The organism is Ruegeria sp. CDSB029 (genome assembly GCF_059611125.1).
The window spans coordinates 286,174-298,069 of the sequence record NZ_JBXWOX010000002.1 but is presented as its reverse complement, the minus strand read 5'-3'; the positions used below and the strand labels follow the sequence as shown (position 1 = coordinate 298,069).

Annotated in this window: 14 protein-coding genes; 6 read left to right on the top strand and 8 right to left on the bottom strand. The window is 58.3% G+C overall.

Annotated features, from left to right (window positions below; all coding sequences use genetic code 11):
* Positions 1–118 precede the first annotated feature (118 nt).
* Positions 119–763: an endonuclease III gene (gene nth / locus AC2FI8_RS04080; RefSeq protein WP_496777300.1), complete on the top strand. Its 645-nt coding sequence runs from the start codon at positions 119–121 to the stop codon at positions 761–763.
* Positions 760–1,749 (top strand): adenosine kinase, encoded by a 990-nt coding sequence (locus AC2FI8_RS04075; protein WP_496765496.1) that lies wholly within the window; start codon positions 760–762, stop codon positions 1,747–1,749. The genes nth and AC2FI8_RS04075 overlap by 4 nt, the downstream gene beginning before the upstream one ends.
* Positions 1,750–1,757: 8 nt before the next feature.
* Here AC2FI8_RS04075 and AC2FI8_RS04070 read toward each other — a convergent pair whose 3' ends face one another.
* The 5 genes from AC2FI8_RS04070 to AC2FI8_RS04050 form a co-directional block, all read right to left on the bottom strand.
* Positions 1,758–2,597 carry a DUF547 domain-containing protein gene (locus AC2FI8_RS04070; protein ID WP_496777298.1) on the bottom strand — a complete coding sequence of 280 codons (840 nt, stop codon included), beginning with the start codon at positions 2,595–2,597 and terminating at the stop codon, positions 1,758–1,760.
* The gene (locus tag AC2FI8_RS04065; RefSeq protein ID WP_496777296.1) at positions 2,594–3,967 is read right to left on the bottom strand and encodes a radical SAM protein; all 1,374 of its coding nucleotides are present in this window, start codon (positions 3,965–3,967) and stop codon (positions 2,594–2,596) included. Before AC2FI8_RS04065 ends, AC2FI8_RS04070 begins: the two co-directional genes overlap by 4 nt.
* A 72-nt stretch (positions 3,968–4,039) precedes the next feature.
* Positions 4,040–4,750: a glutathione S-transferase family protein gene (locus AC2FI8_RS04060; RefSeq protein WP_496777294.1), complete on the bottom strand. Its 711-nt coding sequence runs from the start codon at positions 4,748–4,750 to the stop codon at positions 4,040–4,042.
* A 64-nt stretch (positions 4,751–4,814) separates the two neighbouring features.
* Positions 4,815–5,354, bottom strand: coding sequence for an RNA polymerase sigma factor SigZ (gene sigZ, locus AC2FI8_RS04055; protein ID WP_496777292.1), 540 nt, complete (start codon positions 5,352–5,354; stop codon positions 4,815–4,817).
* Between the two features lie 6 nt (positions 5,355–5,360).
* Positions 5,361–5,846, bottom strand: a complete 486-nt coding sequence (locus AC2FI8_RS04050) for an RNA pyrophosphohydrolase (RefSeq protein WP_496777290.1) — start codon at positions 5,844–5,846, stop codon at positions 5,361–5,363.
* A 138-nt stretch (positions 5,847–5,984) separates the two neighbouring features.
* Here AC2FI8_RS04050 and AC2FI8_RS04045 point away from each other — a divergent pair, with 138 nt between their 5' ends.
* From AC2FI8_RS04045 to AC2FI8_RS04035, 3 genes are read left to right on the top strand one after another with little or no spacing between them, the layout of a single operon-like run.
* Positions 5,985–8,012: a 2,4-dienoyl-CoA reductase FMN-binding domain-containing protein gene (locus tag AC2FI8_RS04045; protein ID WP_496777287.1), complete on the top strand. Its 2,028-nt coding sequence runs from the start codon at positions 5,985–5,987 to the stop codon at positions 8,010–8,012.
* A gap of 54 nt (positions 8,013–8,066) precedes the next feature.
* Entirely contained in the window at positions 8,067–8,360 is a 294-nt protein-coding gene (locus AC2FI8_RS04040; protein ID WP_496777286.1) for a hypothetical protein, read from the top strand.
* Complete coding sequence (locus tag AC2FI8_RS04035) at positions 8,357–8,734, top strand: hypothetical protein (RefSeq protein WP_496777284.1); 378 nt, start codon at positions 8,357–8,359, stop codon at positions 8,732–8,734. Before AC2FI8_RS04040 ends, AC2FI8_RS04035 begins: the two co-directional genes overlap by 4 nt.
* A gap of 26 nt (positions 8,735–8,760) precedes the next feature.
* Here the strand turns inward: AC2FI8_RS04035 and AC2FI8_RS04030 are convergent, their stop codons facing one another.
* Entirely contained in the window at positions 8,761–9,201 is a 441-nt protein-coding gene (locus AC2FI8_RS04030; RefSeq protein ID WP_496777282.1) for a DUF4399 domain-containing protein, read from the bottom strand.
* A gap of 228 nt (positions 9,202–9,429) precedes the next feature.
* Between AC2FI8_RS04030 and AC2FI8_RS04025 the strand changes: the two genes are divergently transcribed.
* On the top strand, positions 9,430–10,335 hold the full coding sequence (locus AC2FI8_RS04025; protein WP_496726385.1) for a LysR family transcriptional regulator: 906 nt from the start codon (positions 9,430–9,432) through the stop codon (positions 10,333–10,335).
* An 84-nt stretch (positions 10,336–10,419) separates the two neighbouring features.
* Here AC2FI8_RS04025 and AC2FI8_RS04020 read toward each other — a convergent pair whose 3' ends face one another.
* On the bottom strand, positions 10,420–11,322 hold the full coding sequence (locus tag AC2FI8_RS04020) for an OmpA family protein (RefSeq protein WP_496777280.1): 903 nt from the start codon (positions 11,320–11,322) through the stop codon (positions 10,420–10,422).
* Positions 11,319–11,891, bottom strand: a complete 573-nt coding sequence (locus AC2FI8_RS04015; protein ID WP_496777278.1) for a peroxidase-related enzyme — start codon at positions 11,889–11,891, stop codon at positions 11,319–11,321. The genes AC2FI8_RS04020 and AC2FI8_RS04015 overlap by 4 nt, the downstream gene beginning before the upstream one ends.
* Positions 11,892–11,896 lie beyond the last annotated feature (5 nt).

The following is an 11,896-nucleotide window of genomic DNA, read 5'->3' as shown; positions in this document are numbered from 1 at the left end:
GGCTATTACCTCATATTCTTGATCAAACCATAGCGCGCAGGTTACGCCCTCGCGACCCGGAACTTGCGCATTGGCTTTGGACTTGTATCGACGCGCCCCGAACGGCATTAAGACGCGGATGGCAAAACAACTCGGATATCACCGGATCCGCGAGATCTTTACGCGCTTTCAGGAAGCCGACCCCGAACCCAAGGGAGAGCTTGAGCATGTCAACGTCTACACTCTGGTCGTTGCTGTGGCGCTGTCTGCGCAGGCCACCGATTTAGGCGTGAACAAGGCCACCCGTGCGTTGTTCAAGATCGCCGACACACCGCAAAAGATGTTGGATCTGGGCGAAGAAGGTCTGATTGAACACATCAAGACCATTGGCCTGTTTCGGCAAAAGGCGAAGAACGTCATTAAACTCAGCCGTATTCTGGTCGACGATTATGGCGGCGAAGTGCCCAATTCCCGCGCAGCCCTGCAGTCACTGCCAGGAGTGGGCCGCAAGACCGCCAATGTGGTGTTGAACATGTGGTGGCGATATCCGGCGCAGGCGGTGGACACGCATATCTTCCGGGTCGGCAATCGCACCGGCATTTGCCCCGGCAAGAATGTGGACGCCGTCGAACGCGCCATCGAAGACAATATCCCAACCGACTTTCAGCTGCATGCGCATCACTGGCTGATCCTGCATGGCCGCTATCATTGCAAGGCGCGCAAACCCATGTGCGGCACCTGCATCATCCGCGATCTCTGCGAATTTGAGGACAAGAACTTATGAAAACCTACCAACTGACCGGCATCGGAAACGCTGTTGTGGACGTGATTTCCCAAGCCGACGACAGTTTCCTGGAGCTGATGGGCATCGAAAAAGGCATCATGCAACTGATTGAGCAGGAGCGTGGCGAAGTCCTCTATGCCTCGATGGAAGGCCGCGTTCAGACGCCGGGTGGTTCGGTTGCCAACACGATCGCTGGCGCAGGTGCGCTGGGGCTGGATTCAGCGTTTATCGGGCGGGTTCATGATGACGCTCTGGGCCGGTTCTATGCGGATGCGATGAACGAGGACGGCGTTGATTTCGTGAATCCTCCGGTACCGGGCGGCGAACTGCCAACGTCGCGCTCGATGATCTTTGTCTCGCCCGACGGTGAGCGGTCGATGAACACCTATCTGGGGATTTCCTCAGAGCTGTCGTCGCAAGACGTGTCAGATGCCGTAGCCGGGAACAGCCAGATCATGTTCCTTGAGGGCTATTTGTTCGACAAGGAAAAGGGCAAGGCCGCGTTTCTTGAGGCCGCGCGCGCGTGCCACAAGGGTGGCGGCAAGGCGGGTATCGCCATTTCGGACCCCTTCTGCGTGGAACGCCACCGTGTTGATTTCTTGCTGCTGATCGAAAACGAACTTGATTTCGTCATCGGCAACGAGGCCGAGATTAAATCCCTGTTCGAAACCGACGATCTGGAAGAGGCGCTGGCCAAAACCGCCGCGATCTGCCCGCTTGTTGTATGCACCCGCTCCGGCGACGGCGTGACTGTTCTAAGCGACGGGCAACGCGTCGACGTACCGGTCGAGAAAGTCGTGCCCGTGGACGCAACCGGTGCGGGCGATCAGTTTGCCGCCGGCTTCCTGTTTGGCATGGCGACAGGCCGCGATCACGAAACCTGCGCCAAGATCGGCAATATCTGCGCCCGCGAGGTCATCAGCCATATCGGCCCGCGCCCCGAGGCGAACATGCAGGAACTGCTGCGCGCCGAAGGGTTGCTGTAATCCGCTGATTAAGATCCAGCCGCCGCGTCGTTCAAAGCCCAGTCATACTGATACGCTTTGACGGGCGGCGTCTGCTGAAGACGGGCGCGCAGCTCGGGTTCCGCTGCGGTCGCGATATAGGCCAGCACGGATTTTTCGTTTGGTCCGAAATCCTCACGGAACCAGATAAAGATCTTCGACAGGATCAATCCGCCGCGTTGGTCGAACTGCACGCCACGCGGGTCGTTGATATAGGCGTGCTCGGCGGCGGCAAAATCGCGCTCTAACGTCTCGGCCTGCCAGGCGCGGTCCATCAGGTTGGGGCAACCTACAGCGGCACAGTTCAGCGCATAGTGGATGCGCGGTTCGCCGAATGTGGGCCGGATAATGCGGTGTTCGATGTCATTGAGGGTCAACTCCTGCCCGGCCACCTGCGCCAGAGGTTGATTCCACGGCCCAATCGAAAATCGTCCGTTCTTGATGTCGCGGATCGAAGAAACGGGATAGTTTTCAAGAACCACATCCACCGTCAACGTATTGTACAGGTTGATCCAATACGCCAGTTGCTGATCACGTGTCAGCCGCGCAGGGTCAATGGCTTGCAGATCGACCAGATATTCGTCCAGGCGCGCCCTGTCTGCCTGTGTCACCTGCCCATAAGTTACCCGGTTCACGCCCTGGCCGTCGGTCACAACATAGCGGTGCAGGAAAGCTGTCCAATCGCGGTGATCGACCTTTTCGCCCGGTGGGGACGCAAATCTGGTCAGGGTCTGCCCTGGCAATGCCTCGGGGGCGGGCAAGGCCAAACGCTCGACACTTGCGCATGCGGTCAAAACCGGAAGCAACAGCAGGATCAGAAGTTTTCTCATGATACGTCCTTTTGGTTCCGGCGCGTGGCCCGCAACTGCCCCTTGAGCCGCTTGAGCGGGGCCAGCCCGGGATCGCTCAGATCCGGCAGATCGGGTCCACCCGACAGGCGGGGAACGGCGGCATTCCACCAGCTTGGTCCAGACGGCCCGTCAACCCGGTCTGGCGCGGCCAGATGCATGTCACGCTGCGCGTTTTGAACGCACATGGACATCGGCCCGTTCGCAGTGGCGACCATGAAGACGCAAGACGCACAGCGGTCTTCTTCGAGCGCATCGGCGGCCATAAAATTGTGGATAAACACTGACTGCCGACGGACGGGACCCTGCAACAACCCTCGACCCAACCGCAGCACACAACCCAACAGATGTAGCCCGGCCCGCAGCGCCAACAGCGGGTTGCGCCTCACCATGCGCCAGATGCTGTCGCGGGTGTCGATATGGCCGTCTGCCGACTGATCGACGCGGCTGAGCGCAGCGATCACTTTGTGCGTCAGGCGCTTGGCGGACAAAAGCGAAACCGCCCGTCCGCCTGCGGTGACAACACTTGCATAGCGATTGCATTTTGCATGGCCCACGGCGGCCGTGTCGAAATGCAGAGGCGTTCCATATCCGGCCTCAACCGCGGCCATCACGCTTTCCTGCGTGATCGCGTCGGGCCGTTCGCGCAGCACTCCGCGCCCGGTATCGGCCTGCATCTGGAACGAGACAAAGGAGACCTCGGGGCAGTCTCGCATGAACCGCGCCAGCGCAGGCAATTCATCGAAGTTGCCGCCGAAAACGGTTGTGTTGAACAACACCCGCAGGCCCAGCCCACGCGTGTGCCGGATATAGGCTCGACGTACAACGTTCAGCTCAGTCTCGCTGTTGAACCCCTTGCGTTCCTGCGTCATGTCGACGTGAAAAGCCACGTCATCCAACCCCGCCGCCGCAAGCCGCGTCAGAAACGCCCGGCTGGCGCGAATGCCGTTGGTCATCAGGCACGACCGCATGCCCAGGCGGCGAATTTCACGGCACAGTGCCTCTAGGTCTTCCACCTTTCGCAGGGTCGGATCACCCCCCGTCAGCTGGACCGAGACACCGGGACCATAATGGCTGTGAATTGTGGCAAGACGCGCAAACAGAACCGACAGCGGTGGGTCATAGGTCATCTCGGCCCGGTCCGAGAGGTAACACAGTGTGCAATCCAGATTACAGCGTTGGGTGACCTCAAGCGCGACGCAGGCGATGGGGTAGAACCGGCCTGCCGTCTGCCCTGCGCCATATTCCCCGCACCCTTGCAGACCGCCGCGCAAAGGCGCGCGACGGTCGGTGCCGGTAAACTTGCGTCCGGCGGGTTTTACAGAAGAGAGAGTTGGGGCCGTGTCCTTCATACCCGTCAAGCTAGACAGGTCGATCAGATGCGGCCACGCCCCCTCACGCCAACGTGCGGCTTAGTGAGTGAATCACCAGCAGCACCCGCCGGATTGTTTCACCTGAGCGGTTGCAGGCGCTTCGTTCAGGTTCGCACCCCGCCCCAACCACGTCCGCTCTGCGAGATAGAAATCAGTGAACCGGGTGACAAAGTCATCAGACACGGTTTTCTCAGGAATGCCTGTTGCCAGAAGAGCCTGCTGCCACGCCTTCACCTTAGGATAGTCAGCCAGCATATCGTGCCCGCTGTGATCGGCCACGATTGCAGCCCGGTGAAGCAACGGCAACCAAGCCATATCGACATTGCCCAGCGCCTCGCCCGCAAAGAATGGGCCACCGCTAAGCTGCTTCTCGGCTTTCGCGAACGAGGCGTTCAACTTGGTCGTCCGATCCGCAAAGATCGCCTGATCCGCGCTTTGCATCGCACTGCACTGAACCAGATAATGCTTGCTGGCCTGATAGCTCCACGCGCGGTTCAGGGCGCGCTGTTCAGATGTCAGGTTGGACTGCAGCGGGGCGGTCACTTCGTCGAGGTATTCGGCAATAGCGTCCGACTCGAACAGCGCGGTACCGCCTTCGGTCACCAGAACTGGCACCTGACCTGTCGGCGACAATTCCAGAAACCAGTCCGGCTTGTCGCTGAGGCTGATGTAGTCAATCTGATAAGGCACCTGCTTCGCTTCCAACAGCGCAGTGACGCGCTGAACGAAAGGGCAGATTTTGAAACTGATGATACGGATCATTTGACTTTCCTTTTGCTGGTTTCATCTGTCAGACGAAGCCCGCGCCAAAAAGACGACGATCAGATCAACATTTTTTGCAGGATTTCGGTTTTTCCTGAACCTCCGAGATATTGCCCCGCACATCCATCGAGATATTGCAGCAATCTTCGAACGCTTTTCGCAGCTCTGCCCGGCCTTTTTGAACCCGGGACTTGAGCGTTGAATACGCCAGTCCTTGCGCCTGTGCATAATCCAGTTGGGACACGCCATTGATGTCGATCGCCATCAGCATGTCCGCGGTTTCCTGCGGCAATCCGCGAATGAAAGGTTCGACGCATCCCTCAAGATCCTGACGCGTTTCCGGATCATCCCGGTGATACCAAAGATCATCCGGATGCGCCTCGGCACGGCCGAATTTTCGGTAATGGTCGATTATCGTGCGGTCGGCCGTTTGAAACAACCACGGCTGCAGTTTTGTCGGGTCTTTCAAGTTCGGCAGACCAGTGAAAACCTTGACCGAGATCTCTTGCAACAGGTCTTCCACATCCGCGGTGTTGGACACACGCGAATGCAAAAACGCCTTCAGGCGTGCGCGGTACTTGGGCCAGATGTCTTCAATGCGCATGCTGTTTTATGACAGGTGATCCGCAAAGGCGGCAACCACCTGCTGGTAAACCTCACGTTTGAACGGCACGATCTCGTCGATCAGCTTGCCTGGCTCCTGCCATTTCCATCGGGTGAATTCCGGATGCTTGGTCTGGATGTCGATCTTGTCGTCCTGGCCGGTAAATCGCAGAAGGTACCATTTCTGCTCTTGCCCGCGATAGCGGCCTTTCCAGATTTTGGGCACGATATCGTGGGGCAGATCATAAGGCAGCCAGCCGTCCGTCTCAGCCACGATCTCGACCAGGTCCGAGGTCACGCCGGTTTCCTCCCATAACTCACGTAGGGCTGCGTCCCGAGGGTCTTCGCCCTTGTCCACGCCGCCCTGAGGCATTTGCCATGCCTCCTTGTGGCGGTCATTGCGCTGGCCGACGAAAATCCTGCCCTCGGCATTCATCAGCATAAGCCCCACGCAAGGGCGATAGGGCAGTTTGGCGATCTCTTCGGGGGTCATGTGCAGCCTCGTGAATGTGCTTTGAGACGTCTGTATCAAGCCCCAAGGCGCCAGCAAAGGGTGTGACGTTAGGTTTCGCGTGACAACGTTGACGCGAAGGTCAATCTAGCGTCGACAAATCGGGAGGGAGAGTTCGCCATGACTGCGTACCCAAACATGCTGGCCCCGCTGGATCTGGGCTTTACCACTTTGAAGAACCGCGTCCTGATGGGATCGATGCATACGGGCCTTGAAGAAACCGGCGACTGGAACCGCGTGGCCGAGTTCTATGCCGACCGCGCGCGCGGAGGCGTCGCGTTGATGGTGACAGGTGGGATTGGTCCGAACTTTGAAGGCTCGGTCCTGCCGGGTGCTTCGATGATGACTAATGACAAAGAGGTCGCGAACCACTCCATCGTTACCCAGCGTGTCCATGAGGCCGGCGGCAAGATCGCGATGCAGATCCTTCACGCAGGGCGCTATGCATACGGTCCGAAATGTGTGGCCCCCAGCCCGGTAAAATCTCCGATCTCGCCCTTCCCGCCGAATGTGCTGGATGAAGAGGGTATTGAAAAGCAGATTGCCGACATCGTGAACGCTGCCGTTCTGGCCCGGAAAGCGGGTTATGACGGGGTCGAGATCATGGGGTCCGAGGGATATTTCCTCAACCAGTTCATTGTGACACACACCAACAAGCGCACTGACCGTTGGGGCGGATCCTATGAGAACCGCATGCGCCTGCCGATCGAGGTCGTTCGCCGCACGCGCGAGGCCGTGGGCACCGATTTCATCATCATCTATCGCCTGTCGATGATTGACCTGATCCCCAATGGCTCGACCCATGAAGAGGTCGTTGAACTGGCCCAGCGTATCGAAGAGGCCGGTGCCACGATCATCAACACCGGCATCGGCTGGCACGAAGCACGCATTCCGACCATCGCCACCAGCGTTCCGCGCGCGGCCTTCGCCTGGGTAACGAAAAAGCTGATGGGTAAGGTTTCTATCCCCGTTATCACCTCGAACCGGATCAACACGCCAGCGGTCGCCGAAGAGGTCCTGTCGACGGGTTGCGCCGACATGGTGTCTCTGGCCCGTCCGATGCTCGCCGATGCAGATTTCGTCAACAAGGCAATTGCAGGTAACGCGGCACAGACTGCGCCGTGCATCGCCTGCAACCAGGCGTGTCTGGACCACACCTTTAGCGGCAAGTTGACCTCGTGCCTTGTGAACCCACGCGCCTGCCATGAGACCGAATTGGAAATCACCACAGCTGAAGCGCCAAAGACGATTGCCATTGTCGGCGCCGGCCCCGCGGGATTGTCCACCGCGATGACCGCAGCCCAGCGCGGACACGACGTAACCCTGTTCGATCGCGCCTCGGAGATTGGCGGCCAATTGAACATGGCCAAGCAGGTTCCGGGCAAAGAAGAGTTCTGGGGACTAGTCGATTGGTACCGCACCATGATGACCGATCTGGGTGTGAAGGTAGAGCTAAACCGCGAAGTCAGCGCTGACGACCTGACCGGCTTTGACGAGGTGGTTATCGCTACTGGTGTCATTCCGCGCGATCCGCAAATCCCGGGTCAGGATCGGGACAACGTCATCAATTATATCGACGTACTGCGCGAAAAGGCGGATGTCGGTAAGTCAGTCGCCGTGATCGGTGCGGGCGGCATCGGGTTTGATGTGTCCGAATTCCTGCTGGAAGACGGCCACAGCGTTACCACCGACCTGCCCGCATGGATGAAGGAATGGGGCGTCACAGACCCGGCCGAACACCGCTCGGGCCTGGCACCTGAGGGTCCGCAACCTGCGGCACCTGCGCGTGAGGTCACTCTGTTACAGCGCAAGAAACAGGCGCATGGGAAAGGTCTGGGTAAAACAACCGGCTGGATTCACCGCGCTACGCTAAAGATGAAGGACGTCAATTTTGTGGGCGGCGTGAACTACGAGCGTATTGATGAGGACGGCCTGCATGTCAGCTTTGGTGAGGAACGTGCCGACCCGACCGTGATCGCGGCGGACACAATCGTTCTGTGTTCCGGTCAGGTGTCCGAGCGCAGCCTGGCGGATGCGCTGATCGAACGCGGCATCACTCCGCACGTGATCGGCGGGGCAGATGTGGCGGCAGAGCTGGACGCCAAACGGGCGATCAATCAAGGCACGCGACTGGCGGCAACGTTCTAAAGCAACACCTCAATTGACCTGCAGGAAGCCGTCTCGAAAGAGGCGGCTTTTTTTGTGTCGCTTGACTCCATTGGTATCAATGTACATATGTACGCAATGAGTCAGAAAATAGAACGCACCCAGACGGGAATTCGAATCGAAAAGCGCCTGCTGAAAGTCCTCAAAGGACTGGCAGAGTCGTTGGATATGACCCTCGGAAATCTAATCGAGGGCATCGCCTTGCACAGTTTTGAAAACAAGCCGGCGTTTTCCGAGGAAACGCTGGAGAAGATTAAGCAACTCAAAAATGTCTACGACCTCGACTGGACAGCCGAGGATAGCCACCGTTTCAAGGAGGACGGGGAATGAGCGCCGACATCACCAACGCATTTGAGAAACACGCCATCGACAACACGACCTTCGGACATGCCGAACATGTACAGGTCGCATACGATCTGCTGCGCAAGTATGATTTCATCGATGCCGCGGCGATCTACGCCAAAGGAATCCGAACACTTGCAGCCAAGGCTGGCGCCCCGGATAAGTTCAACCTGACGATCACCTACGCGTTCATGAGCCTGATCGCAGAGCGTCTTGCCAGTTCGAAAACCAGCGCTTTCGAGGCGTTCATTGCGGAAAACCCCGATTTGATGGCCAAGACAACCCTCAGCCAATGGTATCCACAAGAACGGCTAAATTCGGTGCTGGCGCGCCGTATTTTCCTATTGCCCGACGTGGCATAGTTGCCTGCGCCGCGAAGGCACGTCGGCTACTCGACCGTTATCGTGATCACCTGGGACACAATAGGAGGGGAGTGTGGCACATGCCCGGCATCGCCCAGCACCAGTTGCAGCGTGTGTGCACCAGGGGCCAATTCCGTTGTCACCTCGGTCTGTCCCCCGCCGAAATGCAGATGGTTGTCGTCCGCAGGCAGACCATAGGCCAGCTCGTCCACACCGTCCTCGCCCTCACCCAATGGCGGGCGGTCGATCAGCAAATGGTGGTGCCCGGTGTTTTCCACCTCGGTTCCGGCGGGGGCCACGCCCATCCCGCTTAACCCAAAGACCACGGTCACCGGCGATGAAACAGTGTCGCCATCCGACAGGTTTACAAAATAGACCCGTGCGTCTGGGTTCGACGGCGTCTCGCCACCCGCCCATGCGAAGGTCGCGGACAGACATATGACTGCGACGGTATAAATGGCTTTCATGATCTCCTCCGTGGTCACAAATTTGCCATTGTCATCCTAGCATATCCGGCCGAAATCACCCAAAACCCTTGGCTTACAGGCATTGTGGCCATCTCGGAAACCATCGTTTCCGCGTTTCCCATATGCAAACGATCCGATTTGAAACCCTGATATTATCCCATGTCCGCCCTGTTTCCGCCCAGATTGGACGTCAGGTTGGCTCAAAGGACTAAGACTTGGGGAACGAGAATGGACCGACTGACCGAAATGGAAGCCTTTGCCAATGTGGTGGACCAAGGTGGCTTCACCGATGCGGCCAAGAAAATGGGCATCTCCAAATCGGCCGTATCAAAGCATGTTTCGAGCCTCGAGGCCCGTCTGGGCGCACGGCTGCTGAACCGCACGACCCGGCGAGTGTCGCCGACCGAAATTGGCCTGGCATATTATGACCGCGCACGGCGTGTTCTGAATGACGCGGGCGAAGCTGATGCGCTTGTGACTTCGATGCAATCCGCCCCCTCGGGTCTGCTTCGGATCAGCGTTGCAACAGATTTCGGCGTCAATCACCTGTCTCCGGTTCTGTCGGATTTTCTGGCGGCCTATCCTGATATCACTGTGAACATGGTGCTGAACAACCGCTACGTCGAGCTGATTTCTGAAGGGTTCGATGTAGCCGTCCGGATTGGTGAGCTGGAAGACAGCACCCTGCGCGCACGCAAACTGACTGAAACCGTCAAGCGGATGGTCGCAGCACCCAGCTATGTCGAGAAATTCGGCCGGCCGCAGAAAATTGACGAACTGAATGAACACAAGCTACTGCATTACTCCAGCCAGTCCTCTGGCAATGTATGGAAGCTGACCGCGCCTTCGGGTGAAAAAAGACAGGTTCGCACCGCAGGGTGGCTGAGCGTGAACGATGGGCAATCCCTGTTGAACGCCGCCATCTCTGGTCTGGGGATCGCATATTTGCCCAGCTATCTGTACGCAGATGCGCTGAAATCCGGTGCTGTACTGGACGCTATGCCGTCGCTTCCGGACGAGGTTCAGGGCGTCTACGCCGTTTACCCGCCCGGACGCTTTACTCAGCCCAAGGTTCGGGCATTCATAGATTTTCTCGTCGATGCCTTTCACGAAAAAGGCCCGATGGACTGGTAAATTAACCTCGGTGAAACTGTACGGCCTGCGCCAACTTCGTGGGCCTTTTTTTTGCAGATCAAGATTTGATCGGCACCGCTGGCGTCAGTTGACCAGCAAGACCGCCTCGACCCGGCGATTCAGGTCGCGGCCTTCCGGCGTGGCATTCGAGGTGAGCGGGGCCAGATAGCCGATCCCGCGCGCTTCGACCCGGTCTGCCGCGATCCCATGTGCCTGGATCAACCGGTCGCGCACGGCCTGTGCCCGGCCGGTACTGACCGAGATATTGGCATCCAGCGCGCCCGTGTCATCCGTGTGACCCACAAGTGCCAGCCGGATGTTTGGGTTTTTGTCCAGAAACTCCGCAACCAATTTCAGCGACGCAAAGGGCCCCTCGCCCAACGTCATCTCTCCGGTGCGGAAATGAAGATCTTCCAATATTGCGTGACCGTTTTGTTCCAATTCGGCCAACAGGTCGCTGGGCGACGTGACCGGCTCGTCAATCACAAGCGGTGGTGACGCCTCTGCACCCACCGGGGTGACCCGGATCATCTGCACATACCCGTCAGGCGGATTGCGGCTGACCAGCAGGCTGACCACATTTCCCCCTCGGATGGCAGACAAAAAACGATAGTCCTGAATAGCCACGTACATGTCTGGTGTGGGCACAACTTCGGTGCCAAAACGGAAGTCGAACCCACCACACGTTTTGGCCTGGCACTCAAGCAATATTTCGTACCCTTGCGCTGCGATCTGGTCACGCAACGGGGCCAGCAATTGCAGCGTCGTGCTGGAGCCGGATTGCAACCGCCAGGTAAACCGCTCGACTTTTCCTTCGACTTCTCGCGCCGGTACCGCCCCATCCGCAAAGGGCCCGATTGGCAGCTCGTAGCTGTCCAGTTCACTGGTCCGCTCGCTGACAAGACGCGCGCCGGAAGGCATTGTCAGGTTCTGCGCAAGACCCTGGCCGGCCATGATCATCAGGAATAGGGCAGCAGTTCGGATCATCGGGCCTGCGCGTGGTATTCGTCGTTCGGGGCCATCGCAGTTGCGCTGGCCACTCGGTTCGACATGTTGAAAAAGCCGGTCACATTGGCAATGTCCCAAATGTCCCGGTCGCTGAACCCAACATCGCGCAGACGTTGACGATCAGGTTCTTCGATCTCGGTACTGGCGGTCGTCATCTTGGCAGCAAAATCCAGCATGGCGCGTTGGCGGTTGTCCAGTGGGGCCACGCGGTAGTTCATAACCAGCATCTCGCCCAGTTGCGGATTGCCCGACAATTGTCGGACGGCCGCGCCGTGGGCCACCAAACAGTAAAAGCACTTGTTGATCGCGGACACGACCACCGCAATCATTTCGCGTTCCAGTTTTGACAATCCGCTGTCGCCCAGCATCAGATCGTTGTAGTTCGCCGTGAACGCGTTCAGCTTGTCGATGTCGAACGCATAAGCTTTCAGAACATTGGGCACAAAGCCCAGTTTTTCGACACATATTTCAAAGTACTTCTGCGTCTCAGGCGGCAGCGGGTCCACCATCGGCAGGTCCAGTGCGGTGGGCAGGGTTTGATCGGTCACGTTGG

Coding starts and splice junctions, on each gene's coding strand:
- nth (WP_496777300.1), top strand. CDS start 119: ATGGCAAAACAACTCGGATATCACCGGATCCGCGAGATCTTTACGCGC.
- AC2FI8_RS04075 (WP_496765496.1), top strand. CDS start 760: ATGAAAACCTACCAACTGACCGGCATCGGAAACGCTGTTGTGGACGTG.
- AC2FI8_RS04070 (WP_496777298.1), bottom strand. CDS start 2,597: ATGAGAAAACTTCTGATCCTGCTGTTGCTTCCGGTTTTGACCGCATGC.
- AC2FI8_RS04065 (WP_496777296.1), bottom strand. CDS start 3,967: ATGAAGGACACGGCCCCAACTCTCTCTTCTGTAAAACCCGCCGGACGC.
- AC2FI8_RS04060 (WP_496777294.1), bottom strand. CDS start 4,750: ATGATCCGTATCATCAGTTTCAAAATCTGCCCTTTCGTTCAGCGCGTC.
- sigZ (WP_496777292.1), bottom strand. CDS start 5,354: ATGCGCATTGAAGACATCTGGCCCAAGTACCGCGCACGCCTGAAGGCG.
- AC2FI8_RS04050 (WP_496777290.1), bottom strand. CDS start 5,846: ATGACCCCCGAAGAGATCGCCAAACTGCCCTATCGCCCTTGCGTGGGG.
- AC2FI8_RS04045 (WP_496777287.1), top strand. CDS start 5,985: ATGACTGCGTACCCAAACATGCTGGCCCCGCTGGATCTGGGCTTTACC.
- AC2FI8_RS04035 (WP_496777284.1), top strand. CDS start 8,357: ATGAGCGCCGACATCACCAACGCATTTGAGAAACACGCCATCGACAAC.
- AC2FI8_RS04030 (WP_496777282.1), bottom strand. CDS start 9,201: ATGAAAGCCATTTATACCGTCGCAGTCATATGTCTGTCCGCGACCTTC.
- AC2FI8_RS04025 (WP_496726385.1), top strand. CDS start 9,430: ATGGACCGACTGACCGAAATGGAAGCCTTTGCCAATGTGGTGGACCAA.
- AC2FI8_RS04020 (WP_496777280.1), bottom strand. CDS start 11,322: ATGATCCGAACTGCTGCCCTATTCCTGATGATCATGGCCGGCCAGGGT.